27 protein-coding genes and 1 pseudogene are annotated in these 25,651 nt (G+C 42.9%); 13 read left to right on the forward strand and 15 right to left on the reverse strand.

The genetic code is table 11. The features are described from left to right. Positions 1–39: 39 nt before the first annotated feature. The gene (locus NAF19_RS10495; RefSeq protein WP_252789998.1) at positions 40–1,335 is read right to left on the reverse strand and encodes a DUF885 domain-containing protein; all 1,296 of its coding nucleotides are present in this window, start codon (positions 1,333–1,335) and stop codon (positions 40–42) included. Positions 1,336–1,495: 160 nt separating this feature from the next. Between NAF19_RS10495 and NAF19_RS10500 the strand changes: the two genes are divergently transcribed. From NAF19_RS10500 to NAF19_RS10510, 3 genes are all read left to right on the forward strand, one after another. Beyond that, positions 1,496–1,783, forward strand: coding sequence for a hypothetical protein (locus NAF19_RS10500; RefSeq protein ID WP_252789999.1), 288 nt, complete (start codon positions 1,496–1,498; stop codon positions 1,781–1,783). Between the two features lie 650 nt (positions 1,784–2,433). Next, a complete protein-coding gene (locus tag NAF19_RS10505) occupies positions 2,434–3,639 on the forward strand; it encodes an MFS transporter (RefSeq protein WP_252790000.1) in 1,206 nt (401 codons plus the stop codon). A 206-nt stretch (positions 3,640–3,845) separates the two neighbouring features. Then, positions 3,846–4,031: a hypothetical protein gene (locus tag NAF19_RS10510; RefSeq protein ID WP_252790001.1), complete on the forward strand. Its 186-nt coding sequence runs from the start codon at positions 3,846–3,848 to the stop codon at positions 4,029–4,031. Positions 4,032–4,291: 260 nt separating this feature from the next. Here NAF19_RS10510 and lpxB read toward each other — a convergent pair whose 3' ends face one another. Genes lpxB through surE form a run of 3 tightly spaced genes read right to left on the reverse strand, consistent with a single transcriptional unit; the run spans position 4,292 to position 6,442 of the window. Beyond that, positions 4,292–5,404: a lipid-A-disaccharide synthase gene (lpxB, locus tag NAF19_RS10515; RefSeq protein ID WP_252790002.1), complete on the reverse strand. Its 1,113-nt coding sequence runs from the start codon at positions 5,402–5,404 to the stop codon at positions 4,292–4,294. Further along, on the reverse strand, positions 5,401–5,664 hold the full coding sequence (locus tag NAF19_RS10520; protein WP_252790003.1) for a hypothetical protein: 264 nt from the start codon (positions 5,662–5,664) through the stop codon (positions 5,401–5,403). The genes lpxB and NAF19_RS10520 overlap by 4 nt, the downstream gene beginning before the upstream one ends. Before the next feature lie 4 nt (positions 5,665–5,668). Next, a complete protein-coding gene (gene surE, locus NAF19_RS10525) occupies positions 5,669–6,442 on the reverse strand; it encodes a 5'/3'-nucleotidase SurE (RefSeq protein ID WP_252790004.1) in 774 nt (257 codons plus the stop codon). 28 nt (positions 6,443–6,470) lie between these two features. On the opposite strand from surE, the gene NAF19_RS10530 reads away from it, so the two are divergent. Continuing rightward, complete coding sequence (locus NAF19_RS10530) at positions 6,471–7,022, forward strand: Uma2 family endonuclease (protein WP_252790005.1); 552 nt, start codon at positions 6,471–6,473, stop codon at positions 7,020–7,022. 5 nt (positions 7,023–7,027) lie between these two features. On the opposite strand, the gene NAF19_RS10535 is transcribed toward NAF19_RS10530, so the two are convergent. The 3 genes from NAF19_RS10535 to acs all read right to left on the reverse strand — a co-directional run bounded on the left by NAF19_RS10535 (position 7,028) and on the right by acs (position 10,524). After that, complete coding sequence (locus NAF19_RS10535) at positions 7,028–8,182, reverse strand: acyltransferase family protein (RefSeq protein WP_252790006.1); 1,155 nt, start codon at positions 8,180–8,182, stop codon at positions 7,028–7,030. A 92-nt stretch (positions 8,183–8,274) separates the two neighbouring features. After that, positions 8,275–8,460: a CsbD family protein gene (locus tag NAF19_RS10540; protein WP_252790007.1), complete on the reverse strand. Its 186-nt coding sequence runs from the start codon at positions 8,458–8,460 to the stop codon at positions 8,275–8,277. 150 nt (positions 8,461–8,610) lie between these two features. Further along, the gene (gene acs / locus NAF19_RS10545; protein WP_252790008.1) at positions 8,611–10,524 is read right to left on the reverse strand and encodes an acetate--CoA ligase; all 1,914 of its coding nucleotides are present in this window, start codon (positions 10,522–10,524) and stop codon (positions 8,611–8,613) included. A gap of 215 nt (positions 10,525–10,739) precedes the next feature. Here acs and NAF19_RS10550 point away from each other — a divergent pair, with 215 nt between their 5' ends. The 9 genes from NAF19_RS10550 (at position 10,740) to NAF19_RS10590 (ending at position 18,281) form a co-directional block, all read left to right on the forward strand. Beyond that, on the forward strand, positions 10,740–11,375 hold the full coding sequence (locus NAF19_RS10550; RefSeq protein WP_252790009.1) for a hypothetical protein: 636 nt from the start codon (positions 10,740–10,742) through the stop codon (positions 11,373–11,375). 186 nt (positions 11,376–11,561) lie between these two features. After that, the gene (rpmB, locus tag NAF19_RS10555) at positions 11,562–11,795 is read left to right on the forward strand and encodes a 50S ribosomal protein L28 (protein WP_096355826.1); all 234 of its coding nucleotides are present in this window, start codon (positions 11,562–11,564) and stop codon (positions 11,793–11,795) included. A gap of 99 nt (positions 11,796–11,894) precedes the next feature. Further along, entirely contained in the window at positions 11,895–12,077 is a 183-nt protein-coding gene (rpmG, locus tag NAF19_RS10560) for a 50S ribosomal protein L33 (RefSeq protein ID WP_067063463.1), read from the forward strand. Between the two features lie 63 nt (positions 12,078–12,140). Continuing rightward, positions 12,141–12,302 (forward strand): DUF4295 domain-containing protein, encoded by a 162-nt coding sequence (locus tag NAF19_RS10565; protein WP_252790010.1) that lies wholly within the window; start codon positions 12,141–12,143, stop codon positions 12,300–12,302. A gap of 147 nt (positions 12,303–12,449) precedes the next feature. Continuing rightward, entirely contained in the window at positions 12,450–13,415 is a 966-nt protein-coding gene (gene ftsY / locus NAF19_RS10570) for a signal recognition particle-docking protein FtsY (RefSeq protein ID WP_252790011.1), read from the forward strand. Between the two features lie 112 nt (positions 13,416–13,527). Further along, positions 13,528–14,862, forward strand: coding sequence for a 30S ribosomal protein S12 methylthiotransferase RimO (rimO, locus tag NAF19_RS10575; protein WP_252790192.1), 1,335 nt, complete (start codon positions 13,528–13,530; stop codon positions 14,860–14,862). Between the two features lie 112 nt (positions 14,863–14,974). Next, complete coding sequence (gene bshC, locus NAF19_RS10580; protein WP_252790012.1) at positions 14,975–16,576, forward strand: bacillithiol biosynthesis cysteine-adding enzyme BshC; 1,602 nt, start codon at positions 14,975–14,977, stop codon at positions 16,574–16,576. A gap of 19 nt (positions 16,577–16,595) precedes the next feature. Continuing rightward, positions 16,596–17,135 carry an RBBP9/YdeN family alpha/beta hydrolase gene (locus tag NAF19_RS10585; RefSeq protein ID WP_252790013.1) on the forward strand — a complete coding sequence of 180 codons (540 nt, stop codon included), beginning with the start codon at positions 16,596–16,598 and terminating at the stop codon, positions 17,133–17,135. A gap of 66 nt (positions 17,136–17,201) precedes the next feature. Beyond that, positions 17,202–18,281, forward strand: coding sequence for an Ldh family oxidoreductase (locus tag NAF19_RS10590; RefSeq protein WP_252790014.1), 1,080 nt, complete (start codon positions 17,202–17,204; stop codon positions 18,279–18,281). Positions 18,282–18,317: 36 nt separating this feature from the next. Here NAF19_RS10590 and NAF19_RS30740 read toward each other — a convergent pair. The 8 genes and pseudogenes from NAF19_RS30740 to NAF19_RS10625 form a co-directional block, all read right to left on the reverse strand. Continuing rightward, positions 18,318–18,566: pseudogene (locus NAF19_RS30740) on the reverse strand (DUF5615 family PIN-like protein); the annotation flags it as partial. Positions 18,567–18,652: 86 nt separating this feature from the next. Beyond that, positions 18,653–18,874 carry a DUF433 domain-containing protein gene (locus NAF19_RS10595; RefSeq protein ID WP_252790015.1) on the reverse strand — a complete coding sequence of 74 codons (222 nt, stop codon included), beginning with the start codon at positions 18,872–18,874 and terminating at the stop codon, positions 18,653–18,655. A 36-nt stretch (positions 18,875–18,910) separates the two neighbouring features. Further along, positions 18,911–20,344 carry a signal peptidase I gene (gene lepB, locus NAF19_RS10600; RefSeq protein ID WP_256484268.1) on the reverse strand — a complete coding sequence of 478 codons (1,434 nt, stop codon included), beginning with the start codon at positions 20,342–20,344 and terminating at the stop codon, positions 18,911–18,913. A gap of 15 nt (positions 20,345–20,359) precedes the next feature. Then, entirely contained in the window at positions 20,360–21,850 is a 1,491-nt protein-coding gene (lepB, locus tag NAF19_RS10605) for a signal peptidase I (protein WP_252790017.1), read from the reverse strand. Positions 21,851–21,858: 8 nt separating this feature from the next. Next, a complete protein-coding gene (gene lepB, locus NAF19_RS10610) occupies positions 21,859–23,010 on the reverse strand; it encodes a signal peptidase I (RefSeq protein WP_252790018.1) in 1,152 nt (383 codons plus the stop codon). 127 nt (positions 23,011–23,137) lie between these two features. After that, the gene (dapB, locus tag NAF19_RS10615; RefSeq protein ID WP_252790019.1) at positions 23,138–23,887 is read right to left on the reverse strand and encodes a 4-hydroxy-tetrahydrodipicolinate reductase; all 750 of its coding nucleotides are present in this window, start codon (positions 23,885–23,887) and stop codon (positions 23,138–23,140) included. Between the two features lie 113 nt (positions 23,888–24,000). Next, on the reverse strand, positions 24,001–24,687 hold the full coding sequence (locus NAF19_RS10620) for a DUF5683 domain-containing protein (RefSeq protein WP_252790020.1): 687 nt from the start codon (positions 24,685–24,687) through the stop codon (positions 24,001–24,003). A gap of 39 nt (positions 24,688–24,726) precedes the next feature. Further along, positions 24,727–25,647, reverse strand: coding sequence for a ParB/RepB/Spo0J family partition protein (locus tag NAF19_RS10625; protein ID WP_252790021.1), 921 nt, complete (start codon positions 25,645–25,647; stop codon positions 24,727–24,729). Positions 25,648–25,651 lie beyond the last annotated feature (4 nt).

The raw sequence follows: 25,651 nt of genomic DNA on the forward strand, positions 1-25,651 counted from the left end.
AGTGAATTTTTTTCGGCAATAGATTAATGATCGATCAGATCAATTCGCTCTTAAAACATTTTCGCCAACCATAAATACCGGGAGTGAACCAAGGTTTAGTATCCTGTCGTGAAAGCTTTTGATATTGAATTTTGTGCCCTCCCGCTTTTGTAAGGTTTGTTTCCATTGCATTATCTGGCCGGCGCCGTATTTATAAGTAATACATTGTGCCGGCCAGCGTTTTACACGGGCAATTTCGCGCAGGGCTATGTCGTCCTGGTTTTTAATGTTCTTTTTCCAAAAGGCAAGCGCCTGTTCGTCTGTCCACCCGTAATAGTTAAGGCCGATATCCATAGGTACACGTACCGAACGTACAATATCCCACTCCCATTTACCGAGCTCATCGTACGGTGTTTTATAAACGCCTACATCTTTGCCCAGTTCTTCCACATACGCCCCCCAGCCTTCTTCGAGGCCTAAAAAGTAAAAAAGCTGGTGCACGCCTGATTGCTTAACGTCGGAATTAATTGACGACTTATAATGATGCCCCGGCACCGCTTCATGCAAAAAGAGCCAGTCGAACTGGCGTTTATTATACGGTTTGCCAAACAGGTTGTAGTAAAACACATTGTTGTCATAATAGCCCGGCGTTTGTGCCATTACGGCGTTGGCGCCCTGCTCAATTTTTAATGCCGGTATTTTATGCGGACTAAATACATTGCCCAGGTGGTTGTAAACAATATCTTTAGTGTGCTCAAACTGCTTTTGTACTTCCTTTGGGTTGGCAATAAAAAACTCTTTGTCATTAAGGTGTTTGTAAAAGGCAGCTTCGCTTAGTCCGCTTTGTTTTTGAATGGCTTCAATATGTCCTTTTACCCTTTCAACCTCACTAAGGCCAAACTTGTAAATATTGTCCGGCGTAACGTTTGCGCTTAGCCAGTTTTTTAAAAAATATGTGTACCAAGCCTTGCCATTAGGTATAGAATGCAAACCCGCAGCTGAAATTTCTTTGGGCTTATTGGCAGTCCATTGTTTTTCTAATGCCAGTCGCTCAAGGTTCAAATCGGTTTCGTAGGCAATCAATTCATAATCCTGCATTTGGCTGGCGGTCAGGCCTGCTGTGCTGATATTTTTCTGTTCTGATTTTATCGCTTCAAAAAAATCTGTTTGCTTTTTGATTTCGTCGGCCGGTTTGATTTGTTTCAGCATATTAACGTAGCTGAGCTCCAGTTGCGGAATTTTAAGTGCAGTGTAGCCTTTTACAAATTTGGCAGCAAACTGGTTAAAGTCCGGCTGATTTTTAAATCCTGACAGACAAAGCAAGCACACAACTAAATAAGCTGATTTAATTTTCATAAGTACCTTGGTTTTAATTAATGCGGACCCAATTTACATTAATGTATCGCAAACTTACTTTTAAAATTACGCGTTATCATCACCCGTTAAGTGGGATATTTAAAGTCAATTTTACGGCTATTACGAATTTTTAGCGCGAAGCACATACGCATCCATGGGTATGATTCCGGTAAAAGCTGGATTTAAGTACTTTTTGGGCCAGCACTTCTATTTTAGCGGCGAAGCTGGTGCAGGGTTTGAACTGAGCGATTTTGGCGCATTTAAAAATGGCGAGTTTGGCATCCCTAAAAGCACCAAACTTATATGGTCTCCGGGTGTGGGTTACACGGTTAAGTCGTGGGATTTTGGGTTGCGCTATGAAAATTTCTCGAGCTCAAAGACATTTGCCGGTGAAAAAAACAATTACGGCACTGTTAGTTTGCGTGTTGCACATAGTTTTGGCTTATAAAATCGGCAAATAAAATTGTTCGAAACAAGAAGCGCCCCTGATGGGCAGGGGCGCGTTCTAACCAATTATAAACCTAAATTATGAGAAGACTTTTTTAATATTTTGATGGTGTAAAAGTAACACTATCTTTTTATATTATCGTAATTAAATTGTAATTTTTTCGTGTTAAATCAATTACGCCTTATTCACATTACAAAAATACAAACATTTTATTAATAATATAATAATTTTTCGTTTTTTTTCAAATTTATCTAATCAATTTCAGATCGCTGGCGTTTTTTATCTAAAAAATGGACAAAATTCCACTATATAACTCGCGAAATAGCGCATTTTAAGCAATATTACCTTAATGTTAATTCATAAACCAAGATATTTGTTGAATTAAACACAGCATAATTCAACAAAATATCGAATTAATCACCAAAAAACGGAAGCGAAATTTATATTTTTTCGATTTTTAAGATTATTTCTCTGTTCGTAAGTGAAAAATTCACTCAAGCAAGCAAGAAAGCTGTCATTCTTTCAATTTACATATACGTTTGGTGAGTTAAACGTGTATAATTGTTCATCCCCGTCATAAAATATTGCACAAACCAAACATCAAAATAAAAATGCTTCGCCATTTTTGCGCATAATTGATAAATAAAGCAATGCAAAACAGCCACAATCCAAAAAACCACCCGGAACTTACACCGCTAACTTTATGGATAATGACTGTGGCCACTGGCCTTATTGTGGCAAACCTGTACTACAACCAGCCATTACTCGATGACATGGCCAATACTTTTCATACTACCAGGGCTAAAGTCGGGCAGGTTTCTATGCTTACTCAAATTGGTTATGCAACCGGCATGTTCTTTTTGGCACCATTGGCCGATATGGTAAAACGCAAGCGCCTGATGATGGTGGTTTTCGCCTTTATTGTTTTATCCCTTATAATAACTGCGCTATCTCCGTCAATTAATATACTTGTAGCGGCAAGCTTTTTCCTGGGGGCCGCATCCATGATTCCGCAGCTATTGGTGCCTATGGCGGCGCACCTTGCAAAGCCCAGCGAACGCGGTAAAAAAATTGGCGTTATAATGAGCGGACTGTTAATAGGTATATTATTGTCGCGCACGTTTAGCGGATACATTGGCGACTATTTTGGATGGCGGGCTGTGTACTACATAGCCGCCGGGATAATGCTGCTGATGTGGCTAATGATCGGTCTGTTTTTGCCAGAAGTTGAGCCTGAATATAAAGGCACCTACAAAAAGCTGATGATTTCGCTTATAGATTTGGTGAAGAACGAACCGAAATTGCGTCTTGCTGCTTTGCGTGGAGCACTGTGTTTTGCCTGCTTCAGTGCCTTCTGGACAACCATCGTGTTCCTGCTAAAACAAAACTTTAACATGGGCAGCGGCGTAGCAGGCGAATTTGGCCTTGTTGGCGCTTTCGGTGCATTGGCTGCCGGCTTAATGGGCAGGTTGAGTGATAAAATGGATGCGTATAAATTATCGGGCTTTACTTTATTGCTGATACTGGTCTCGTTTATCATCTTTTACTTCTCAGCCTATAGTATTGTTGGATTAGTTATAGGCGTAATTATTTTAGATATGGGTGTGCAGGCAACCCACATTTCAAATCAATCCATAATATTTGCCTTAAAGCCCGAAGCGCGCAACCGCATCAATACCATTTACATGGTTACTTATTTTATTGGTGGTTCCATCGGCACCTCGTTTGCCACACAGCTCTGGAAAAACTACCAGTGGACAGGGGTATGTATTACCGGTGCAACATTATCCATCATTACGCTCATCATCCATTTTGCAAACCACACCAGAACTTCCGGAAAACCCGCAACCGCTTAATTTTTTGACTACTGTTTACAACAACTGTACTAAAATTTTAACACTGAAAGGTTTGGTCGATGTAATTCACTCCGACACCGGTTTGTTTATTTTACGTTGATTTTCAGCGAGTTGTAAAAAACATGTTTGTATGTTGATGTATAACTTCGGCTACATTAATTTTTCTGGCACTGATTTGGAACAGTACATATCAAATGCAATACAGGATGGCACTCGATATCAGGAAACATCGCGAAAGCGGAGAGAAAGAATGGGAGAACCCTGTTGAGCCGGCAAACACTTCGGACGAGCGGGATAAGGAACAACTGTTGCGGCAATATAAAGAAGCTAAACGCCGAAAAGATAATTTAACCGAAAGTGAAGACGATAAGACCGGGAAAACTAACAAATAGACTAAAGACATTAACCATGAAAACTTACAATAAACCCGCCCCAACCAAAATACTGGCAAAGTTTGATAATGAACTTAAGAATTTGCTGGCTAACGATTTAAAAGAATTTATGGCCGCAACCCATTTTTAATGCGCAAGAAACAGGCTATGACGCAAAACACTTTGTTTGTGGCCTGACCATCATATATCTATTCTATCTACCGAAAAACAGTAAACAACATCACCTATGAAGACGATAGAGCTTTGCAATATGCAGGGCTCTATTTTTTTGTGGCGTATTTTATGATAAATTCTGCGGTTTTAGCTGAGGCTCCGGGTTTGCCCATTTTTACGTCAAGCTCGTCATAGTCTGCAAGCATTTTTTTGCGATATGCTGTATTGTTTACTATCGCATCAAGTTCCGCGCTAATTTTCTCGGCCGAGCAATCGGCCTGTATCAATTCATTAACTACTTCGCGGTTCATTATTAAATTAACCAGCGATATAAACTTTATTTTAACCACCATGCGGGCTATACCTATAGATATAGGGTGCCCTTTATACACCACCACCTGCGGAACGTTAAATAATGCAGTCTCCAAATTGGCAGTGCCCGATGCTACAATAGCAGCTTCGGCGTTGTTGAGTAAATCATAGGTGGCATTAAAAACAACCGGTATATTTTCGCTGCGAATAAATTGTGTATAATAATCGACAGTAAACGAAGGGGCGCCAGCTATAACAAACTGATGATTTGGAAACTTTTCGATAACGGCAATCATTTCCGGCAATAGCCTACTAATTTCCTGCCGGCGGCTGCCGGGTAGCAATGCAATTATTTTTTTTGCAGGAAGACGATGGTTACCCGCGAAGCTTTCATCCGGCTTAAATGCCGCCACAGCATCAAGCAGCGGGTTGCCTACATAATCAACCTCCATTCCCCAACCCTTATAAAAATCAACCTCAAAAGGCAAGATGCAAAACAGGTGATCGACAATCCGTTTTATTTTTAAAACCCGTTTTTGGTTCCAGGCCCACACCTTAGGTGAGATATAATAGCAAACCAGAATGTTGTTCGCTTTGGCAAACTCAGCAATTTTCAGGTTAAAGCCGGGGAAGTCAATCAATATCAATACGTCCGGCTGCCATGTCGTAATATCATGCTTACAGGCTTTAAGGTTTTGTAAAATAGCATTCAGGTTAAGTACCACCTCAATGAAACCCATAAAAGCCATGTCGGCATAATGTTTTACCAGTGTACCGCCTTCAGCCCGCATCAGGTCGCCGCCAAAATAGCGGAACCCAGCCTGGCTATCGTACTCTTTCAGGGCCTTCATCAGGCTTGCGCCATGCAAATCGCCCGATGCCTCGCCGGCTACCAGGTAATATTTCATCGTGCGCGTACTTTAAACATAAACAATACCAACATAATAGCAAATGTGGCCAGCATTACCCCCCTTGTAGTTTTGTCCAAATCCTTTTTAACGGTAAAACGCAACATCAATAAATTCAAAGCAATAGCTATAACATATGGCAGCGCCGGTTTGTTGATGAGATCAACATTGTTTTTTAATAAAGATGCTACCAACCACGCAATGGCCGGAAACGGAAGGGCGAGCAGAACGCCCATGAGCATGGTATTTTTGTATTGCATTTACTTATACGTTAAATTCCCAGCTATTTAAAACCGGGATGGCATGGTGAGCTGTCATATCAAACTGCACAGGCACTACCGATGCATAATTATGCTCGAGCGCCCAAACGTCGGTATCTTCGCCATTGTCGCTGGTTTGAAACACGCCCGTTAGCCAGTAATAAGGGCGCTTGTGCGGGTCGGTACGCTCATCGAATTCTTCGGCCCATTTTGCGCTAGCCTGTCGGCAAATTTTTATCCCTTTAATATGTGGCCCTGCGGGGAAGTTTACATTAAGTAAAGTAGCGGTAGGCAAACCATTTTGTAAAACCTGCAGTGCAATTTCCTTAACAAATTTTAAGCAATGGCTAAAATCGGCATCCATGGTATAATCATCAAGCGAGAAACCTATTGACGGGATGCTTTCAATAGCCCCTTCAACCGCTGCCGACATGGTGCCGGAGTATAATATATTAATGGAGTTGTTTAACCCATGATTTATACCCGAAACACATAAATCGGGCTTTTTACCTTTAAATATCTTGTTTACTGCCAGCTTAACGCAGTCAACCGGGGTGCCTGAGCAGCGGTACATCTCAATACCTTCGTAAATATCAACCGGATCAAGTCGTAAAGGTTTACCTATGGTTATGGCATGTCCCATGCCTGATTGCGGACTATCCGGCGCAACTACTACCACACGACCAATTTCGGCCATGGTTTCCAGTAAGGCTTTAATACCAGGGGCAGTTATGCCATCGTCGTTTACTACAAGTATAGTGGGTTTGGCTTTTGTCATTTGGCACAAAATTAGTTATATTTGATTTATGCTTGCCGTTGAAAAGAAAAAGAAATACACCGTTGCTGATTATATGCTGCTGGAGGAAGGTGCGCCTTTTCAATTAATTAATTATGATTTAGTTATGTCACCAGCTGCGAACCCTGTTCACCAAGCGATTGTTGCGCGCCTGTCGCAATTAATACTTAATTTTTTAGAACTTAAAAATATAGGAGGCTACACTGCCGGTACAGTTGATGTGGTTTTTGATGAAGGAAATGTACTTCAGCCGGACTTTCTATATATTACGCCAGAGCGTGAGGCAGATATCGTTAAAAACAAAATTGAAGGTGCGCCCGATTTGACCATAGAAATACTTTCGCCATCCAATGCCTACTACGACCTTCGACAAAAAAAAGATGTTTACGAAAAATATGGCGTAAGAGAATATGTAATTATCGACCCTATTGTTCAAACAATAGAATTATATGCTTTAATGGACGGAAAATATTATTTACATAAAAAAGCAAAAAAACCGGAGCATCTTGATTCCCTGGTATTGGCCGGGTTTACTTTTGATTTGAATAAGATATTCCGATAATTACACTATATCACCTTCTTCACCCCCGGCATCAATACCACCAGCCCGGCCAGTAAAAAGCTGCCAACAACAGCAACCGGTGCAACCACCAAAAGTTTCAGCACAGGGTCAATATTCCAGTTATGCACCGCAAGTGAAGCTGAAATTACTACCAGCGGATGAAAAATATAAACAGCGAAAGTATACCGGGACAATTTTGCCAATAAAGGTGATGACCTGTTCCACAATTCTCTGCCAAAAACCAACAGCGCAGTAATAATTGAAAAGCCGATAAGCTGCTCCCATACAGCATATAAAATTGCCTGGAAGTGAAATCCGCCAGAATACCATTCGCCGGGCATATGGAATTTTGTCTGGATGATATAAAACACCGGGAAAAACATTAATAAAAAAAGAAAGAAGAAAAAAAGTTTTTTCCCTGTTTTAAATGTGAGTGTATTTAGCCAGTTATTTTTATACCCCACCAGCCCTAAAATAAAAAGCGTAATGTATTGCGAGAAGTGTGCGGGCTGAAACCCTAAAGGCTTTAACACCCAGCCCACCGGTAGCCGGGTGCGCACAAAAAAGCTGGCTATGCCAACTGCCGCCGCAAATAACATAATTGCACCTGCTGAAGGCGCTGCGAGCGGCTTTGGCACCCAATTCTTAGTGCAGGCTCGTACAGCCACATAGACCAAAGTAAACAACAACAATGCAGCGACAAACCAAAGCACACCAAAATCAATCCACGGATGGAAACCGCCGAGGTATTCCAGGTAAGTAACATGCTGCCCGTATCCAAAGTAATAAACAAGGTAACTTAACAGCGGGGAAAGTATGAACGAATAGAAAACCAATGGTACACCCAGTCTCAACAACCGGTCGGTTATAAACTTAGCTGCACCCTTCCTGTCATACGACGGTTTTATAAAATAAGCCGACAGGAAGAAGAAAAAGCCCATAAAAAACGCCTGGTTGACGCTCACAAAAATGGTCATGGGCACAATGGCAATCGCATTCTTAGCATTTTCGCTATAGTACCACCCACCGGGAGCGCCATACGTGATAAAGCAATGGTGCAGCACTACTAAAATAGTAAGCAGAACTTTCAGCGTATCGATGTATTGAATTTTTTTAGGCTGCTCGGGTACAAGCGCTACTGACGGGCTTTTGACAGGCATAGTTCATTAATTAACTATACAAACAGACGCAAAATTATTTAGATAGCTGCACCCAATACAATAAAAAAGGGGCCTTTCGCCCCTTAGTATTTCTATAATTCGTTAAGCCATTTTACCAGCTCATCGCGGCCTTTGCCGGTCTTTTTTTGCATTTTACCCAACAGTTCATCGTCCTTGCCTTCTTCGCGCACCAAATCGTCGTCGGTAAGGTCGCCGTAGGCTTGTTTTATTTTACCCTTCAGCTCGTTCCAGGTGCCTCTTATTTTTAAATCGCTCATGATGTTTTTATTTTAGATGTATTTAAGTAACATCCAAAACACCATAAGGTTTGAGGGGAAAGAGACAAGAAATCAAGAGTCAGGAGCCAAGAGGGAACATTATCGGTTTTTTTATCTTGATTCCTGACTCTTGCCGTCTTGACTCTCTTCCTACAAAGCCCCCTTCTTTATATCCTCCACCACACCCGGGTCAAGCAGCGTCGAGGTATCTCCCAGGTTACTGGTATCGCCCTCAGCTATCTTTCTTAAAATACGGCGCATAATTTTGCCGGAGCGTGTTTTGGGCAGGCCTGTTACAAACTGGATTTTATCCGGTTTGGCTATTGCACCTATAATACGCTGTACGGTCATCATGATATCTTTACGGGCCAGTTCATCATCCCCGTGGTTACCGGGGCTTATCACGAAGGCGTACACCCCTTGTCCTTTAATGTCGTGCGGATAACCTACCACGGCTGATTCAACCACGCTGCTGTGCATATTAATGGCATTCTCCACCTCGGCGGTGCCAATGCGGTGACCGGATACATTCAGCACATCGTCCACGCGACCTGTTATACGGTAATAGCCGTCCTCGTCGCGCAGACAGCCGTCGCCGGTAAAATACATATTTTCATAGGTGGCAAAATAGGTGGTACGGCAGCGCTCATGGTCGCCGTAGGTGGTGCGCAGCATGCCCGGCCATGGGAACTTGATACAAAGGTTGCCGCTTACGTCGTTGCCTTCAATCACATTTCCGTTTTCATCCACCAAAACAGGTTGAATGCCCGGCAGTGGCAGTGTGGCATAGCCCGGCTTGGTTGGGGTTACGCCTGCAATGGGCGATATCATGATACCTCCGTTTTCGGTTTGCCACCAGGTATCAACTATCGGGCATTTGTTTTTGCCGATGTTGTCATCATACCAGTGCCAGGCCTCCTCGTTAATCGGTTCGCCTACCGAGCCTAATTTTTTGAGTGAGCCAAGGTCTTTATTTTTTACAAAATCAAGCCCGAAACTCATTAGCGAGCGAATAGCCGTAGGAGCTGTGTACAATATATTTACCTTGTGTTTATCTACAATATCCCAGAAACGACCGGCATCCGGAAAGGTTGGTATCCCTTCGAACATCAAAGTTGTGGCTCCCTGTGATAACGGTCCGTATAAAATATAGGAGTGCCCGGTTATCCAGCCTACATCGGCCGTACAGAAATACACTTCGCCGGGCTGGTATTGAAACACGTTGCTGAAAGTATAGCCTGCATATACCATATAACCGCCGCAGGTATGTACCACGCCCTTGGGTTTGCCGGTTGAGCCGGAGGTATATAATATAAACAGCATATCTTCGGCATCCATTTCTTCGGCCGGACAGGCAACGGTACCTTGAGTCTCAACTTTCTTAATTTCATCTTCCCACCAAACATCGCGGCCTTTTATCATCGATACCGGCGTACGACTACGTGTCACCACAATTACTTTCTTTATCGATTTGCACTGAACCAGCGCATCATCAATCACGCCTTTCAGCTGTATTTCTTTATTGCCCCTGAAGCTGCCATCGGCTGTTATCACAATACTGCATTCGGCATCATTTATCCGGTCGGCAATTGATTGTGCCGAGAAGCCCCCAAAAACCACAGAATGGATGGCGCCAATACGTGCGCAGCCTAACACTGCTATGGCCAGCTCGGGTATCATAGGCATGTAGATACAAATGCGGTCGCCTTTTTTAGCGCCATTGTTTTTTAGGACGTTGGCAAACTGGCAAACTTTATCGTGCAGTTGTTTATAGGTGAGTACGCGGTGGTCTTCATGCGGATCGTTTGGTTCCCATATCAGGGCAGGTTTGTCGCCAAGGGTTTCCAGGTGGCGGTCGAGACAGTTTTCAGTAATATTAAGCTTAGCACCCTGGAACCATTTAATTTTTGGCTCTTTAAAGTTCCACTCCAGCACTTTATCCCACTTTTTGCGCCACTGAAAATTTTCGGCAATACCGGCCCAAAATTCTTCGGGGTGCTCAACGCTTTGCTTATAAACTTGCTTATAATCGTCGAAAGACGTAACCTGTAAGGGAGTTCTCATTGTCTACTAATTTGGTGGGTGAAAATTACTCATTTTTCGAGAAAAGAGGTAATAAATAAAGGCTTTTTAAATTATTTTAGGAAGTTTTATTTAGGCCCTTTTTCGATCTTATTGGCATTTCATCTACAAACAGGAAATAGTATCCTTTTAATTTATACTTTTAACATAATCAGCGGAACCATATGAAAAAGGTAACTTATTTATCAATTAGTGTTATGTTGCTTCTTGCACACACCGGTTACTGTCAAAAAATCAGGACACTGTTTTATGACGATGTATTATACGGAAAAGTGAAACAGGTTATAGCATTAAACTATATCCCCGGAACAACGATTGTTGAGGTAACAGACACTACGTGGTACGACGAAAATGGAAATACTACAGAAAATCACCGAAAAACAATGCGCGGAACACTCTTTAAAGAGAGGTATATTAATAGTAGTGATGCACATGGCAAAAAAATGGAAATCATTGGTAGCGAGCGTGACCAGGTACTAAGCACTAAATTTAATGAAAATGGGATTTTAGCTGAATATAGCAGCCACTTTAAAAACGGGAGTTTGAATTTCAGGAGCACCTATAAATATGATGATAAAAATAATATGGTGGAATACATCAGTTTTGATAAGAGCAATATATTAACACAAAAACGAACTTACAAATATGACGGCAACGACAGGCTAATTTCACTTGATATATGGGCGCAAAGCGGAAACCTACTCTTTCATACGGACTTTGATTATTCTGGCGTTGATAAAATTGGCAACTGGACGAGACGTATAGGACACAGAAAATCACCAAACGGGAAACCAGAAGATGTAACAATAGTTCGGCAGATTGAATATTATTGAGAGATGACGGCAGGTTCAACAGGCGACTTATAGAGTAAAACTCGCGCCTTAATAACTTTCGCAATGTTCAAAACTATCCCCTTAAAATAATTTGAAAAAATAATTTAAATCAGTATTGCCTATTTCACTTAAAATCCTGATATTTGCAAACTCTTTACAAAAAGGGAGAATTAAAAAGATTTCGTCATGTCAAGAATTTGTGATTTAACAGGAAAGGCATCTTTAGTTGGTAATAACGTTTCAAACTCAAACGTTAAAACAAAACGCAGGTTCCATCCAAACTTAAAACTTAAGAAGTTTTATATTCCTGAAGAGGATAAATGGATTACCTTAAAGGTATCTACTTCGGCTGTTAAAACTATCAGCAAAAATGGTATCACTGCGTGTATCAATAAATTTGTAAAAAAAGGATACATTTAGTAGATGGTTGTTGGTTGATTAGGTGAGTGGTTGATTAAGTTTAGCTGCAAGTCCAAAATCACTAATTTACTCATTCGCTAAATCAATAAATAGAAGAAAATGGCTAAGAAAGGCAATAGGGTTCAGGTAATTTTAGAATGCACCGAGCATAAAACAAGCGGCATGCCTGGTATGTCTCGTTACATTACTACCAAGAACAAGAAAAACACAACAGAAAGACTGGAAATGAAAAAATTCAACCCGGTTTTAAGGAAAGTAACTGTTCACAAAGAAATTAAGTAATTTGTTGATTAGTCGACGTTAAATCACTAATTCACCAACTCACTAATTCAAAATTAAAAAAACATGGCAAAGAAAGTAGTTGCAACACTGAAAGTAGCAGGTAAAGGCAAAGAATATTCAAAAGTTATAACAATGGCTAAGTCGCCGCGTACAGGTGCTTACTCATTCAAAACACAAATCGTAGCTAACGATTTCGTTAAGGATGCGATAGCCGGAAAATTATAAGGATAATTTTTGACCACGATATTAAAGCCATCTTGTTTACACGGGAAGGCTTTTTTTGTTAGTCTTGAGTCTGAAGTCTTAAGTCCGGAGTCAGAAAATCGGATATGCGGCTTAGGACTTTAGACTATCGACTTAAGACTCAAAAACATGGGATTATTCGATTTTTTCAAGAAAAAGGAAAGCACGCCACAGGAGCAAGAGGCGCTGGATACCGGGTTGGAAAAAACCAAGGATAACTTTTTTTCAAAAATAACCAAGGTAGTTGCGGGTAAGTCATCTGTTAATGATGATGTGCTGGATGACCTTGAGGAAGTGCTGGTTACATCAGACGTTGGCGTTAAAACCACCCTGAAGATCATCGAGCGTATACAAGCCCGCGTTGCCCGCGACAAATATGTAAGTACTTCTGAGCTTAACAGCCTGCTAAAGGACGAAATACAAAAACTTCTCGCCGAAAACAACAGCAACGATTTTACCAGTTTTGAATATGGCACCCAAAAACCCTATGTAATAATGGTGGTTGGCGTAAACGGCGTTGGCAAAACCACAACCATTGGTAAGTTGGCCCATAAATTAAAACTGGCCGGTAACAAAGTAGTATTAGGTGCAGCAGACACATTCCGTGCAGCTGCGGTTAGCCAGATACAGCTTTGGGGCGAACGTGTTGGCGTAAAAGTTGTGGCCCAGGCTATGGGGTCCGACCCTGCATCAGTAGCTTACGATACCCTGCGCTCAGCAGTGGCCAATGGTGATGACGTAGCTATTATTGATACTGCGGGCCGTTTGCACAATAAAGTAGGCCTGATGAATGAGCTTACCAAGATTAAAAATGTAATGCAAAAGGTGGTGCCTGGCGCCCCGCACGAGATTTTGCTGGTGCTGGATGCATCGACAGGGCAAAATGCCATTGAGCAATGCAAGCAATTTACCGAAGCAACCGATGTAAATGCCCTGGCTTTAACCAAGCTTGATGGTACTGCAAAAGGTGGTGTGGTAATAGGAATTTCGGATCAATTTAAGATACCAGTAAAATATATAGGCGTGGGTGAAGCCATGAATGATTTGCAGCTGTTTGACAGGCAAGGGTTTGTGAACAGCCTGTTTAAACAATAAAATTAAATAATACCGTCATTGCGAGGAACGAAGCAATCCCCGATGTGCAGAGCCGCTCTGCATAGTTTAGAGGTTGCTTCGTTCCTCGCAATGACGTATGGTAGAGAAAGCAATGAGGACAAAGTCGATAAGTAAGCCGGAAATTATAAGCAAACCCCGTGTAAACGTGGTTACCCTTGGCTGCTCAAAAAACATATACGATTCAGAAATATTGATGGGCCAGTTGAAAGGCAATCAATTCGATGTGGTGCACGAAGCCGAAAAGGTTAACAGCAATGATATTATTGTAATTAACACCTGCGGCTTTATCGATAATGCCAAGCAGGAATCGATAGATACTATACTGCAATACAGCGAGCTTAAAGAACAGGGCAAGGTTGGGAAAGTAATTGTTACCGGCTGCCTTTCTGAACGCTACAAACCCGAGTTGGAAGCCGAAATTACGAATGTCGATTCGTGGTTTGGGACTAATGATTTGCAAAATCTGTTAAGTTCGGTAGGCGCAAATTATAAACACGAACTGATTGGCGAGCGCCTGTTAACTACCCCAAAACATTTCGCTTACTTTAAAATAGCCGAGGGCTGTAACCGCCCCTGCTCGTTTTGTGCCATCCCCTTGATGCGCGGCAAACATTTGAGCCAGCCGATTGATCAGTTAGTTAAAGATGCTCAGGCCCTTGCCAAAAACGGCACCAAAGAACTGATATTGATTGCCCAGGATTTAACCTACTACGGACTAGACCTTTACGGCAAACGTAACCTGGACGATCTGCTTCGCCGCCTGTCGGATGTTAACGGCATCGAATGGATACGCCTGCAATACGCCTACCCTTCAGGGTTCCCGATGGAGATCCTGGATGTGATGAACGAGCGCGACAATATTTGCAAATACATGGATATGCCATTGCAGCACATCAGTGATAATATGCTGAAATCAATGCGCCGTGGTATTACCAAGCAAAAAACCATTGATGTGGTTAACGAAATCCGTGATAAGATGCCCGGCATTGCCATGCGTACCACGCTGATAACCGGTTACCCCGGCGAAACTGAGCAGGATTTTGAAGAAATGCAGCAATGGGTTGAAGAAACCAAGTTCGACCGGTTAGGTTGTTTTACTTACTCGCATGAAGAAAAAACTCACGCCTTTTCGTTGGTGGATGACGTACCTGATGAAGTAAAACAACAACGCGCTGATGCGATAATGGAAATTCAGCAGGGAATCAGCTTTGATAAAAACCAGGAAAAGATAGGTAATACATACAAAGTACTGGTGGATAAGAAAGACGGCGGATATTTTGTCGGTCGTACTGAATATGATTCGCCCGAGGTGGATAACGAGGTTTTAATAAATGCAGCCGTTGATTATGCCACCATTGGCAGCTTTGTAAACGTGCAAATTGATACCGCCGAGGACTTCGACCTTTATGGACATATTGTAAAATAAACAGGTTTTAGGCTAGCCTTCTTGATTTTAGAAATTTAAAATCTAAATTCGGCTTGGTTTTGTTTGATGCCGCTGTTAAATCCGACATCGAAAATCCGACATCCGAAATTCAATGGACTCAGCCTGTATAAACTATAAAGACACAGGGGCCTTCTCCCCCACCGTTATCGATTACCTTGAAGATGCCCCGGCGCTTCGCCCTTTTTATGGTTGCCGCCCCGATTTTAACGGCTTTGCCGAACTCCTAAAAAGCAAAAAAGTTGTTGCTGACCGGAAAATTTTGGTTGAAGTATTACTAGATCAATACGCCAAATTAAGCGAGTTTAGCGGCAGCATAGAGTTCCCCCTTCAGGGGGTTAGGGGGCTCGCGAATAACAATACTTATACTGTTACTACTGGCCATCAGCTTAACATATTTGCCGGCCCGCTCTATTTTATCTATAAAATTGTAACTGCCATTAAATTGGCACAACAGCTAAAAAAGCATTTCCCGGATAAAGATTTTGTGCCTGTTTACTGGATGGCGAGCGAGGACCATGATTTTGCGGAGATAAATTACACCAACATTGGCGGCAAAAAAGTGCATTGGTGGTACGAAGCCTCAGGTGCAACCGGTCGCATCAATCCGGATACTATGCGGCAGGCAATCAACCAGTATAAGGGTGCACTTGGTATCGACCATCACGCCGATGAACTTGCTGAAATTGTTGAAACCGCATACACCAAATTCGACAAACTGGCCGATGCGACCCGATACCTGGTAAACGCCCTGTTCGGCCAATACGGCTTGGTAATTATTGATGCAGATGACCATCGCTTTAAACAATCATTTGCACCAATAATTGAGCAGGACATCATCGAACAAAACAGCTTTAAGAATATTGAGGCTACCAATAAACAACTGCATGATTTAGGTGTACACATACAGGTTAACCCGCGCGAGATAAACTTTTTTTACCTGCTTGATGGTCTGCGTGAGCGTATAACTTTCGAGGACGGCGCTTATAAAGTATTGAATACCGAAATTAGCTTTACAGAGGCTGAACTGAAAGCCGAGATTGCCCAATACCCCGAACGGTTTAGCCCCAACGTGGTTATGCGCCCACTATACCAGGAGTGCATTTTACCAAACATTGCTTACATTGGCGGCGGCGCGGAAGTAGTTTACTGGCTGGAGCTTAAATCCAACTTTGACCATTATAAGGTTGATTTCCCTATTCTTATACTGCGTAATTCGGGTTTGGTTATCGGAAAGGAAACCGCATCAAAAATCGCCAAAATGGATTTGCAGCCAGCCGACCTGTTTAAAAGCAGTGATGCGATAAAAAACGACTGGATAAAAAAGCACAGCGAACATACTTTATCCCTGGCTGATGAGTGGCGCGAGCTGACCGCAGTTTTTGAAAAACTAAAGCTGCGTGCGTACAAAATAGACAACACACTGGCCCCGTCAACAGAAGCCGTGCAGGCAAGGTTAAAACATGCTATTGACAACTTAGAGAAGAAATTAATAAAAGCAGAAAAACGCAATTATCACACCCGGCTGGAACAGGTGGAACATATTAAAACTGACATTTTTCCGAAAGACAGCCTGCAGGAACGCACCGAAAATTTCGGTTTGTTTTATGTAAAATGGGGACAGGGTTTTATTGATAAACTTGTTCGCGTTTTTGAGCCGCTTGACTTTAAGTTTACGGTGCTGACGGAGAAATAAACCATTTTATATTTCACAAATGACCTTTCAATCAACCATCCTCATCATTCCCGGTCTTGGTAATTCAGGTCCGCAGCACTGGCAGTCGCTTTGGGAGCACAAATTTAATTTTAAGCGCGTTGAGCAAAAAGAATGGGATGCCCCGTTTTGCACCGACTGGATTGAAAACATCAATAACGAAGTTAAAAAGCATAATCCAGCCAATGTTATTTTGGTTGGCCATAGCCTGGCTTGCTCAACTATAGCATACTGGGCCTTAAAATTTGATGTTAAAATCAAAGCCGCTTTGTTAGTTGGGCCGAGCGATACCGAGGCTGATAGTTACCCGCAGGGAACAACCGGCTTTAGACCCGTCCCGTTATTTAACCTGCCATTTAAAACTATAGTTGCCGCCAGCACCAATGACTTTTTTGTAACCTACGAACGCGCCAAACTTTTTGCCGATAGCTGGGGCAGTGAGCTGGTTAATGTTGGCGATGCAGGGCATATCAATGTATCATCGGGGTACGGGGAGTGGAATGATGGATTGGAATTATTGAAGCGATTGGACTCACTATAAAATGGGTATCAGATTTACGAAGTTTATAAAACTTCGTAAATCTTACAGACTGTTTATATTTGCCGCATGCTTATCTCCCAATCAGCCCTTCGCGCTTTCACCGAAAACATATTTCTCGCCATGGGCTGCAGTGCCGAACATGCCAAGCTGGCTGCCGATGTTTTATTGCAGGCCGATTTACGCGGCATTGATTCACACGGCGTGGCCCGACTGATTGGCTACGTAAGGCTTTGGGAGAGCAAACGCATTAATACCAGCCCCAACATCACGATAGTGCACCAAACGCCCACCACGGCCACCGTTGACGGCGATGCAGGTCTGGGTTTAATAGTTGCTCCCTTTGCGATGCAATTGGCTATTGAAAAAGCGGAGCAATACGGTTCAGGTTGGATTTCGGTGCGCAACAGCAACCATTTTGGTATAGCAGGTTATCACGCTTTAATGGCCGTTGAAAGAAACATGATCGGCTTTGCCATGACCAATGCCAGTCCGCTGGTGGCGCCAACTCATTCAAGCGAGCGGCTATTAGGTACAAATCCGATGTGTTACGCTTTTCCGGCAGGCAAATACCCGCCAGTAGTGGTTGATATGGCTACTTCGGCAGCGGCGAATGGCAAGCTTGAGATAGCACAACGTGCAGGCAAGCCTGTTCCGGATGGATGGATACAGGACGCCGAAGGCAATTACACCACCGACCCGCACGCGTTAAAATCAGGCGGATCGCTTTTACCCTTAGGCGGTGATAAAGACCATGGCAGCCATAAAGGGTTTGGTTTAAGTGCAACTGTCGATATCCTTTCGGCTGTACTATCCGGCGCTAACTATGGCCCCTGGGTGCCGCCATTTGTTTCCTTCCTGCAGCCGCCCGCCGACCCGGTGGGCCTGGGCATTGGGCATTTTGTTGGCGCTATGCGGGTTGACGGCTTTCGTCCAATTGACGAATTTAAATCACATATGGATAACTGGATAAACCGCTTTAAATCGGCAAAAACGGTTGACCCCGACCAAAAAGTCATTATTCCCGGTGAGCCAGAACTGGAAGCAAAAGCACACAGGAAAGTGAATGGTATACCGCTGGTTGATGCGGTGGTGGATGACTTGAATGGGTTGGCGGAGAAGTTCGGGATAGGCCCCCTAGCCCCCTAAAGGGGGAACTTTTAACGGAATTTTGTATTGAATTATTTAGGTTATCTCTAGAAATGCAATATCTGCCTGTGCTGGGTCGATAAAATTCAATATTGATTCGGCGTTATATATTAACTTGTTGGCTATTTTTAAATTAGAGGAATTTCCGAAACGTAACCAAATTATTTTAGGCGGCGCCCCCTTTAGTGTTGCAAGGTCAATAAAATCGCTATCGAAAGTTACAATTGTATATTTGTTTTCTAATGCGTAACTCCATATTTCGCTATCAGAGGCGTCTTCTAAACCTAACGCTCTTACCTAATCGACTTTCTTAAATGTGTTAATCAACAGGGGAACAACTCTGAAAGAAATATTTTGGTCGAGCAAAATTTTCACGAAACAACTCTTAATTTATGTTCCTTATCTGCAGCGTACGAAAGGCAAGCCTTTATAGCCTCCTCTGTTAGTTCAGGAAAATCGGCAATAATATCGGCTGTAGACATTCCCTCCGAAAGCCAACTCAAAACATCATAAACAGAGATTCTTGTACCGATAATAATTGGCTTACCAAACCTTTTTCCGGGGTTAATTTCAATATATTCGGCGTAATTCATACGTTAAAGTTAGCAATATTCTCTTAAACTCTAAAATCAACGAATCCCCTTAAATATCCGCGCCCACCTTGTTTGGTGTAAAAAGCTTTCGTTTTCATCGGTACTCATCCAAATAAAGAGAGCCTTGCCTACAATATGATCTTCGGGTACAAAGCCCCAGAAACGGGAGTCTTCGGAGTTGTGGCGGTTATCGCCCATCATCCAGTAATAATCCTGTTTAAAGGTATATTCTGTAGCTTTTTTTCCATTGATAAAAATTGTGTTGCCTGCTATTTTAACCTTGTTAGCTTCGTAAATCCCGATGGCCCGTTTATACATAGGGATGGTTAATTCGTCAAGTTTAACTGTCCATCCTTTTTTAGGGATAATTATGGGGCCAAGGTTATCCAGCGTCCAGTTAAAATGCCCGTCGTGCGGGAAAATACTGGGGTTATATCCTGATACCGACTGGTAATATTCAATCACATTATTAATTCCGGGATGCTTTTGTAATTGCTTTGCTGCCTCGCGTGTCATCAGCATTTCGTAGTCTGTCCTGCTGTATTTAAGTTTTACATCAATATGCAAACTGCGGATAAACAGCGAATCGATAGGATTACCCTTGGTGTGAACAATGTAGGCTTGCTGACCATCAGCCGGCTCCGGCGATTTTTTGCCGTTAACATAAAGCTGGGCGTTTATTACCCTCACTGTGTCGCCGGCTACTGCCACGCAGCGCTTGATAAAGTTTTCGCGTTTATCAACCGGCCGATAGTAAGGTGAGTCCGCGTCCATCGGGTAATTAAAAACTATCACATCACCTCTTTTAATCTCGCTTAAGCCGGGAAAACGATAATATGGTAACTGTATGCCATCCCAATAAGACTTGGTGTAAATAAGCGGCAGGTTATTGTGTGCAAATGGGAACGAAATGGGGGTTATCGGGAACCTGGCACCATAATTTACCTTGCTCACCAGTAAATAATCGCCGGTTAGCAGTGAGCTCTCCATTGACGGGCTGGGGATCAAGTAGGCCTCGATAAAAAACGTGCGGATAAGCGTGGTGGCCAGCAAGGCAAACAGGATAACTTCGGTCCATTCGCGCGCCGGTGATTTCTTTAGTTGCTGATGCCTGGCCTGTGCAAATTCCGAAGATGCAGATGGACCCAAATATTGCGTACGTTTTTCGAACCCCCATTTTGGGAGAAATACAAATGGCAGCAGGATGGCCGCTGCCTGCTGTCGTATGGTAAATTTGCCATACGATTTAACAAAATCGGTATAAATAACAACGGCGGCAATTGCATTGATGACAGGAACGAAAAACCAGAGCAACCACCAAACAGGCCTGCCGCTAATTTTTAACATTATGTATGCAGAATAAACGGGAATTAAAGCTTCCCATCCACGACAGCCTGCTTTTTTAAACAGCAGCCACAAACCTGCCAGACAAAGGATAATTAAAGCGGCTAACACAATATAGGGGGACATGAGACTTGAATCCACTTAATTTATTCCTTTAAATAACCTGCCCCATCGTATTTTGCCAAATAACGAGTCTTCGTTATCCTCACTCATCCAAATTAATACGGCCTTGCCGACAATATGATCCTCGGGCACAAAACCCCAAAAACGAGAATCGTCGGAGTCGTGACGGTTATCGCCCATCATCCAGTAGTAGTTTAATTTAAAAGTATAGCTATCGGTTTTTTTGCCGTTGATATAAATACCGCTGCCTTTAACTTCAAGCTTGTTGTTTTCATAAGTGTTAATGCAACGCTCGTAAATAGGGTACGTTAAACTGTCAAGTTTTACCGTCCATCCTTTTTTAGGTATAATTATCGGGCCGTAGTTATCTACGCTCCATTGATAGTCGGGCTGTTTGCCATTAAGCATTAAGTTAGACGGGCCAACCGGGTGACCCGGATTTGTTGGGTAAACTGGGCTTTGCGGGTCAGTAATACCTTTTTTAGATATTACCGGCTTAAAATCTTTTACATTCGAATACCCTTTTAGCGCATCAGCCGATGCCTTGGTCATAGTTTGGTAATCGCGCCCCGGGTATTGCGTTACGTTCAAATCGCTCAAAACCTGCGGATTAAGCTCGCCCCCATTTGTAGTAAAGGTGTACTCCATTTCCGAGCCCGGCGGAGTTGGCGCGGCCTTACCGTTAACATACACCTGGGCATCAACTACACTTAAGGTATCGCCCGGAATGCCCTGGCAACGCTTGATAAAGTTTTCGCGTTTATCAACCGGCCGGTATAGCGGCGAATCGGCATCCATTGGATAGTTAAATACTACTACATCTCCCCTCTTTACATTGCCAAAACCCGGCAAACGGAAGTAAGGGAGCTTTAGCCCATCCCAATAAGTTTTGATATTGGTGGCCGAAATAGTGCTTTTTGTAAATGGAACCGATATTGGCCGCATAGGCATCCGTGCACCGTAACTTAGCTTATTAACAAAAAAATAATCACCCGTGAGCAAAGTCCTTTCCATCGAAGACGTTGGCATAACGTATGATTCAATAAAAAACATTCGTATGATAACCGCAATGCAAACAGCGCTTGTAAACGGAATACCCCAGGCAATAATCATTGGTCGCCTAGCCGCCTTACCAAATTGCTGCATAAATTCGGGGGTTGCCGACTGACCAAGATATTCAGTGTTATCAAATCCCAATTTGGGCAAATAAAAAAAAGGCAATAAAGAGGCAGCGACTTGCTCGCGAATGGTAAACTTTCCATAAGACTTGATAAAATCAATGTAAATGCCCAGTCCAACTATTAAGTTTATTGTTGGCACAAACATCCAGATGAGCCACCATGCGGGACGACCGCTTATTTTAAGCATTACATAGGTGGCGTAAAAGGGAATTAGTGCCTCCCAGCCTTGCCAGCCGGCTTTTTTAAATAATTTCCAGTAACCGGGCAGGGTTAACAACAAAAAAGGGGCAGCAATTATGCAAACCCCTATATAAAATGCTATTCCCATACCGGCTATTAGTGTATCCCGTTAAATAACCTGCTCCAGCGTATTTTACTGAAGAACGATGCGTTTTCATCCCAGCTCATCCATATGAACAGGGCTTTACCAACAATATGGTCCTCGGGCACAAAACCCCAAAAGCGCGAATCGTCCGAATCGTGGCGGTTATCGCCCATCATCCAGTAATAGTTAAGCCTAAAGGTATAGCTGTCTGTTTTTTTGCCATTGATATAAATATCGCTGCCCTTAACTTCCAGCTTATTGTTTTCATAAATGCTGATGCAACGCTCGTACTTTGGATAACTGATACTATCCAGTTTTACCGTCCAGCCTTTTTTGGGTATGATTATAGGGCCGTAATTATCAACACTCCAGTGATAGTTTGGCTGTTTGCCGTTAAGCATTAAATTCGGAGGGCCAACCGCGTGACCAAGATTGGTTGGATAAACTGGCTCGTTATTTATGCCCGGGCCCTCATGTGAAATTACCGGCCTAAAGTCTTTTACATTCGAATATCCCTTTAATACGTCCGCCGACGCTTTTGTCATGGCAGGGTAATCACGCTGGGGATATTGGGTTACATTTAAATCACTTAAAATTTGTGGGTTAAGTTCCACACCTGTCGTAGTGTACGAGTATTCCATTTGCGAGCCTGGCGGAGTCGGAGCCGCTTTACCATTAACCCATACCTGAGCATCAACCACACTTAAGGTATCGCCGGGGATGCCCTGGCAACGCTTTATAAAGTTTTCGCGTTTGTCGACCGGCCGATATAACGGCGAGTCGGCATCCATGGGGTAGTTAAAAACTACTACGTCACCGCGCTTTACATTGCTTAAACCGGGCAGCCGGTAGTAAGGTAATTTTATACCGTCCCAATAAGCCTTTGTGCCTATTAAGGGCATGGTATGATGCGCAAACGGGAATGCTATCGGTGTTATAGGTGTACGCGCGCCATAGTTTACTTTGCTAACAAATAAAAAGTCGCCAACAAGCAAACTCCGCTCCATTGATGGAGTAGGTATTACGTAGGCTTCGATAAAAAATGTCCGTATTAAAGTTGCTGCTATTACCGCAAATACAATGGCGTCGGTCCACTCGCGCAAAGCGCTTTTCTTTTTTTTAGGGGTAGTTTTATTTTTTTTACTCCAGAATTTCCAGTTCATCTTACAATATTGGTGATTTATTTTAGAAATATAGAATCAAGAGTCAAGAAATCAAGAATCAAGATAGTAAGCAGAAATTACGCTTCTATTTTTTTATCTTGATTCGTGATTTCTTGACTCTTGTCTCTCATTTAAAGTCAAACATATCCTGTACCGAATAAAAACCTTGTTTACCCTGTACCCATTCGGCGGCCAGTACCGCACCCAATGCAAAGCCGTTACGGTTATGGGCGGTATGTTTAAATTCGATAGAATCGACCTCCGAATCGTAAATAACAGTATGTGTACCCGGCACGCTGTCAATACGGAACGATTCGATGAGCAGTTGATCGCTTTTAACATTATCATCGCCATCTTCAGCGCCATCGGCGCTTAATGCATTAACCCATTCTTTTTTGGCATCAAGATTTTCAATTATCCCCTCGGCTATGGTTATGGCCGTACCACTTGGAGAATCGAGCTTTTGGGTATGGTGAATTTCTTCAACCTGTATATCGTAATACGGGTAGTTATTCATCAATTTGGCCAGCACCTTGTTTACGTGGAAGAAAATATTTACGCCAACACTAAAGTTTGAAGCATAAACCATAGCCGTATTACTGTTTTCAAACTTTTCTTTTAAAGCGGGCAGGTTGCTGTACCAGCCTGTAGTGCCTACCACAACCGGTACGCCGGCATTTAAACACTCTTCGATATTAGCTAATACGGTATGCGGGGTACTAAACTCAATAGCAACATCAGCCAGTTGCAGGTTTTCGGCGGTAAGCTCGTGCTGGTTGTCCTGGTCAATTTTTAATATAATTTCGTGTTTGCGGTCGTGGGCTATCTTTTCAATTATTTTGCCCATTTTGCCGTATCCTAATAGTACAATCTTCATATCTGTATTAAAAGGCACTAATTTCACGAATTAAGGCGAATTTCACGAATTTAAAATCGAATGTAGAAGCAGATTGGTGAAAATTCATCTTAATTCGTGCAATTCGTGTTTTCTCAAAGCGTAAAGGTAATTTTTATCCCCGGGATATATGAAATTGGTGAATTCTGAGCGTACACCGGTTGATTGATAAAGTTGGGGGCTATGCGCATCGTAAAGTTGTTATCAAGGGTGTAGCTGTGTATAAATTTGGCGTCGATGTAGGCATCAATAGTATTTATACCCCAAAAAGCCACAAAACCTAATATGCACAAATCGCGGTCGCGGCGAAAACCGTCCTTCGCGTTATAAATTGCCTGGTCGCCGAATTGCGAATACTGGTTAAACTCGAAATAGTAAGGATCCTTGGGCCCCGGCGTTATTAAATGATTTCGATATTTTGAGAGCGCCAGGAACAACCGGTAATTTTTTGCATTATAAACGTAAGCCCATCCAAACCCAATCAATCCGCCATAAACAAGCGGCACCTTCCAAATCTTATGGTTATAAACCTGCCCCCAGCCCGGAACAATAAGCGAACGCATAACCGCCCGGTGCGGGCTGTGTGTAGTATCGGGATGATAAACTTTTTCTTTACGCACTTTGGGCTTGCGTGATTGCATAAAGTCGGTATCGGCCCGCGATGCTTTTAGCGTATCCATTTTATTTTTCAAAATGGTTGACGATGTTGTGTCGGGATTTTGGGCCCTGGCAGTAAGCGCAAACCCGGCAAGCAGGCAAATTACAAGCAAGTATTTATACATCTGTTAGTTAAAAATCCCCGGGTATTTCGGGGATGCTGTTTACCAATCCATAATCTCCAGGATGCGGGTAAGGTCGCTTTCGGATAAAAAAGGAATCTCGATAGTACCGCGCCCCTGGCCACCTATTTTCAGCTTAACCCTTGAGCTGAATTTCGAAGCCAGATCATCCTGTATTTTTTGAATCTGGAACGATATAGGCTCGGGCTGTTTGCCTTCTTTTTTTATTGGCGCCGTTTGCATATCGCGAACCAGTTCTTCAGTTTTACGAACGGATAAACCTTCCTTAATAATATGCTGATGAATAAATATTTGTTTGGTAGGGTCGTCGATAGTAATCAGTGCTTTAGCATGGCCCATGGTGATTTCGCCTTCGCGGATGGATGCTTGTACAACCGGCGGCAGTTTCAACAACCGCAAATAGTTAGATACCGTCGAACGATTTTTACTCACACGCTCACCCAGTTCATCCTGTTTAAGGTTACATTCCTCAATCATTCGCTGTAAACTTATGGCTACCTCTATGGCGTTCAGGTTTTCACGCTGAATGTTTTCGATAAGTGCCATCTCCAGCATTTGCTGGTCGTTAGCAGCGCGTACGTATGCGGGTATTTGTGTTAAACCGGCAATTTTTGAAGCGCGGAAACGCCGCTCACCCGATATCAGCTGGTAGCTGTGGGCGTTTAAACGACGCACGGTGATTGGCTGTATCAGGCCCTGCAGCTTAATTGAATCTGCCAGTTCATGCAAAGCATCCTGGTCGAAATCGGTACGGGGCTGAAAAGGATTTACCTCAATTTCAGACAGCTTAATTTCGTTTATCGAACCCAGGTTGTTTACCTCGGCGCTTGATGAAGCATTGTTTTTATCGGTATTGTTGTTTTGATTGTGGTTAACGCTTTCCGAATCTTTCAGCAATGCACTTAACCCTCTGCCTAAAGCGTTTCTTTTTTCTCCGGTCATCTTT

Origin of the sequence: Mucilaginibacter flavidus (assembly GCF_024055575.1) — a bacterium.
In the GTDB taxonomy this organism is placed as follows: Bacteria; Bacteroidota; Bacteroidia; order Sphingobacteriales; family Sphingobacteriaceae; genus Mucilaginibacter; species Mucilaginibacter flavidus.

Coding starts and splice junctions, on each gene's coding strand:
- NAF19_RS10590 (WP_252790014.1), top strand. CDS start 17,202: ATGCTTATCTCCCAATCAGCCCTTCGCGCTTTCACCGAAAACATATTT.
- NAF19_RS10550 (WP_252790009.1), top strand. CDS start 10,740: ATGTTGCTTCTTGCACACACCGGTTACTGTCAAAAAATCAGGACACTG.
- NAF19_RS10595 (WP_252790015.1), bottom strand. CDS start 18,874: ATGAATTACGCCGAATATATTGAAATTAACCCCGGAAAAAGGTTTGGT.
- NAF19_RS10505 (WP_252790000.1), top strand. CDS start 2,434: ATGCAAAACAGCCACAATCCAAAAAACCACCCGGAACTTACACCGCTA.
- lepB (WP_252790018.1), bottom strand. CDS start 23,010: ATGAACTGGAAATTCTGGAGTAAAAAAAATAAAACTACCCCTAAAAAA.
- surE (WP_252790004.1), bottom strand. CDS start 6,442: ATGACAAAAGCCAAACCCACTATACTTGTAGTAAACGACGATGGCATA.
- NAF19_RS10620 (WP_252790020.1), bottom strand. CDS start 24,687: ATGTATAAATACTTGCTTGTAATTTGCCTGCTTGCCGGGTTTGCGCTT.
- acs (WP_252790008.1), bottom strand. CDS start 10,524: ATGAGAACTCCCTTACAGGTTACGTCTTTCGACGATTATAAGCAAGTT.
- rpmG (WP_067063463.1), top strand. CDS start 11,895: ATGGCTAAGAAAGGCAATAGGGTTCAGGTAATTTTAGAATGCACCGAG.
- NAF19_RS10585 (WP_252790013.1), top strand. CDS start 16,596: ATGACCTTTCAATCAACCATCCTCATCATTCCCGGTCTTGGTAATTCA.
- NAF19_RS10495 (WP_252789998.1), bottom strand. CDS start 1,335: ATGAAAATTAAATCAGCTTATTTAGTTGTGTGCTTGCTTTGTCTGTCA.
- NAF19_RS10500 (WP_252789999.1), top strand. CDS start 1,496: ATGATTCCGGTAAAAGCTGGATTTAAGTACTTTTTGGGCCAGCACTTC.
- NAF19_RS10530 (WP_252790005.1), top strand. CDS start 6,471: ATGCTTGCCGTTGAAAAGAAAAAGAAATACACCGTTGCTGATTATATG.
- lepB (WP_256484268.1), bottom strand. CDS start 20,344: ATGTCCCCCTATATTGTGTTAGCCGCTTTAATTATCCTTTGTCTGGCA.
- lepB (WP_252790017.1), bottom strand. CDS start 21,850: ATGGGAATAGCATTTTATATAGGGGTTTGCATAATTGCTGCCCCTTTT.
- lpxB (WP_252790002.1), bottom strand. CDS start 5,404: ATGAAATATTACCTGGTAGCCGGCGAGGCATCGGGCGATTTGCATGGC.
- NAF19_RS10625 (WP_252790021.1), bottom strand. CDS start 25,647: ATGACCGGAGAAAAAAGAAACGCTTTAGGCAGAGGGTTAAGTGCATTG.
- NAF19_RS10535 (WP_252790006.1), bottom strand. CDS start 8,182: ATGCCTGTCAAAAGCCCGTCAGTAGCGCTTGTACCCGAGCAGCCTAAA.
- rimO (WP_252790192.1), top strand. CDS start 13,528: ATGAGGACAAAGTCGATAAGTAAGCCGGAAATTATAAGCAAACCCCGT.
- NAF19_RS10565 (WP_252790010.1), top strand. CDS start 12,141: ATGGCAAAGAAAGTAGTTGCAACACTGAAAGTAGCAGGTAAAGGCAAA.
- NAF19_RS10540 (WP_252790007.1), bottom strand. CDS start 8,460: ATGAGCGATTTAAAAATAAGAGGCACCTGGAACGAGCTGAAGGGTAAA.
- NAF19_RS10520 (WP_252790003.1), bottom strand. CDS start 5,664: ATGCAATACAAAAATACCATGCTCATGGGCGTTCTGCTCGCCCTTCCG.
- ftsY (WP_252790011.1), top strand. CDS start 12,450: ATGGGATTATTCGATTTTTTCAAGAAAAAGGAAAGCACGCCACAGGAG.
- rpmB (WP_096355826.1), top strand. CDS start 11,562: ATGTCAAGAATTTGTGATTTAACAGGAAAGGCATCTTTAGTTGGTAAT.
- bshC (WP_252790012.1), top strand. CDS start 14,975: ATGGACTCAGCCTGTATAAACTATAAAGACACAGGGGCCTTCTCCCCC.
- NAF19_RS10510 (WP_252790001.1), top strand. CDS start 3,846: ATGGCACTCGATATCAGGAAACATCGCGAAAGCGGAGAGAAAGAATGG.
- dapB (WP_252790019.1), bottom strand. CDS start 23,887: ATGAAGATTGTACTATTAGGATACGGCAAAATGGGCAAAATAATTGAA.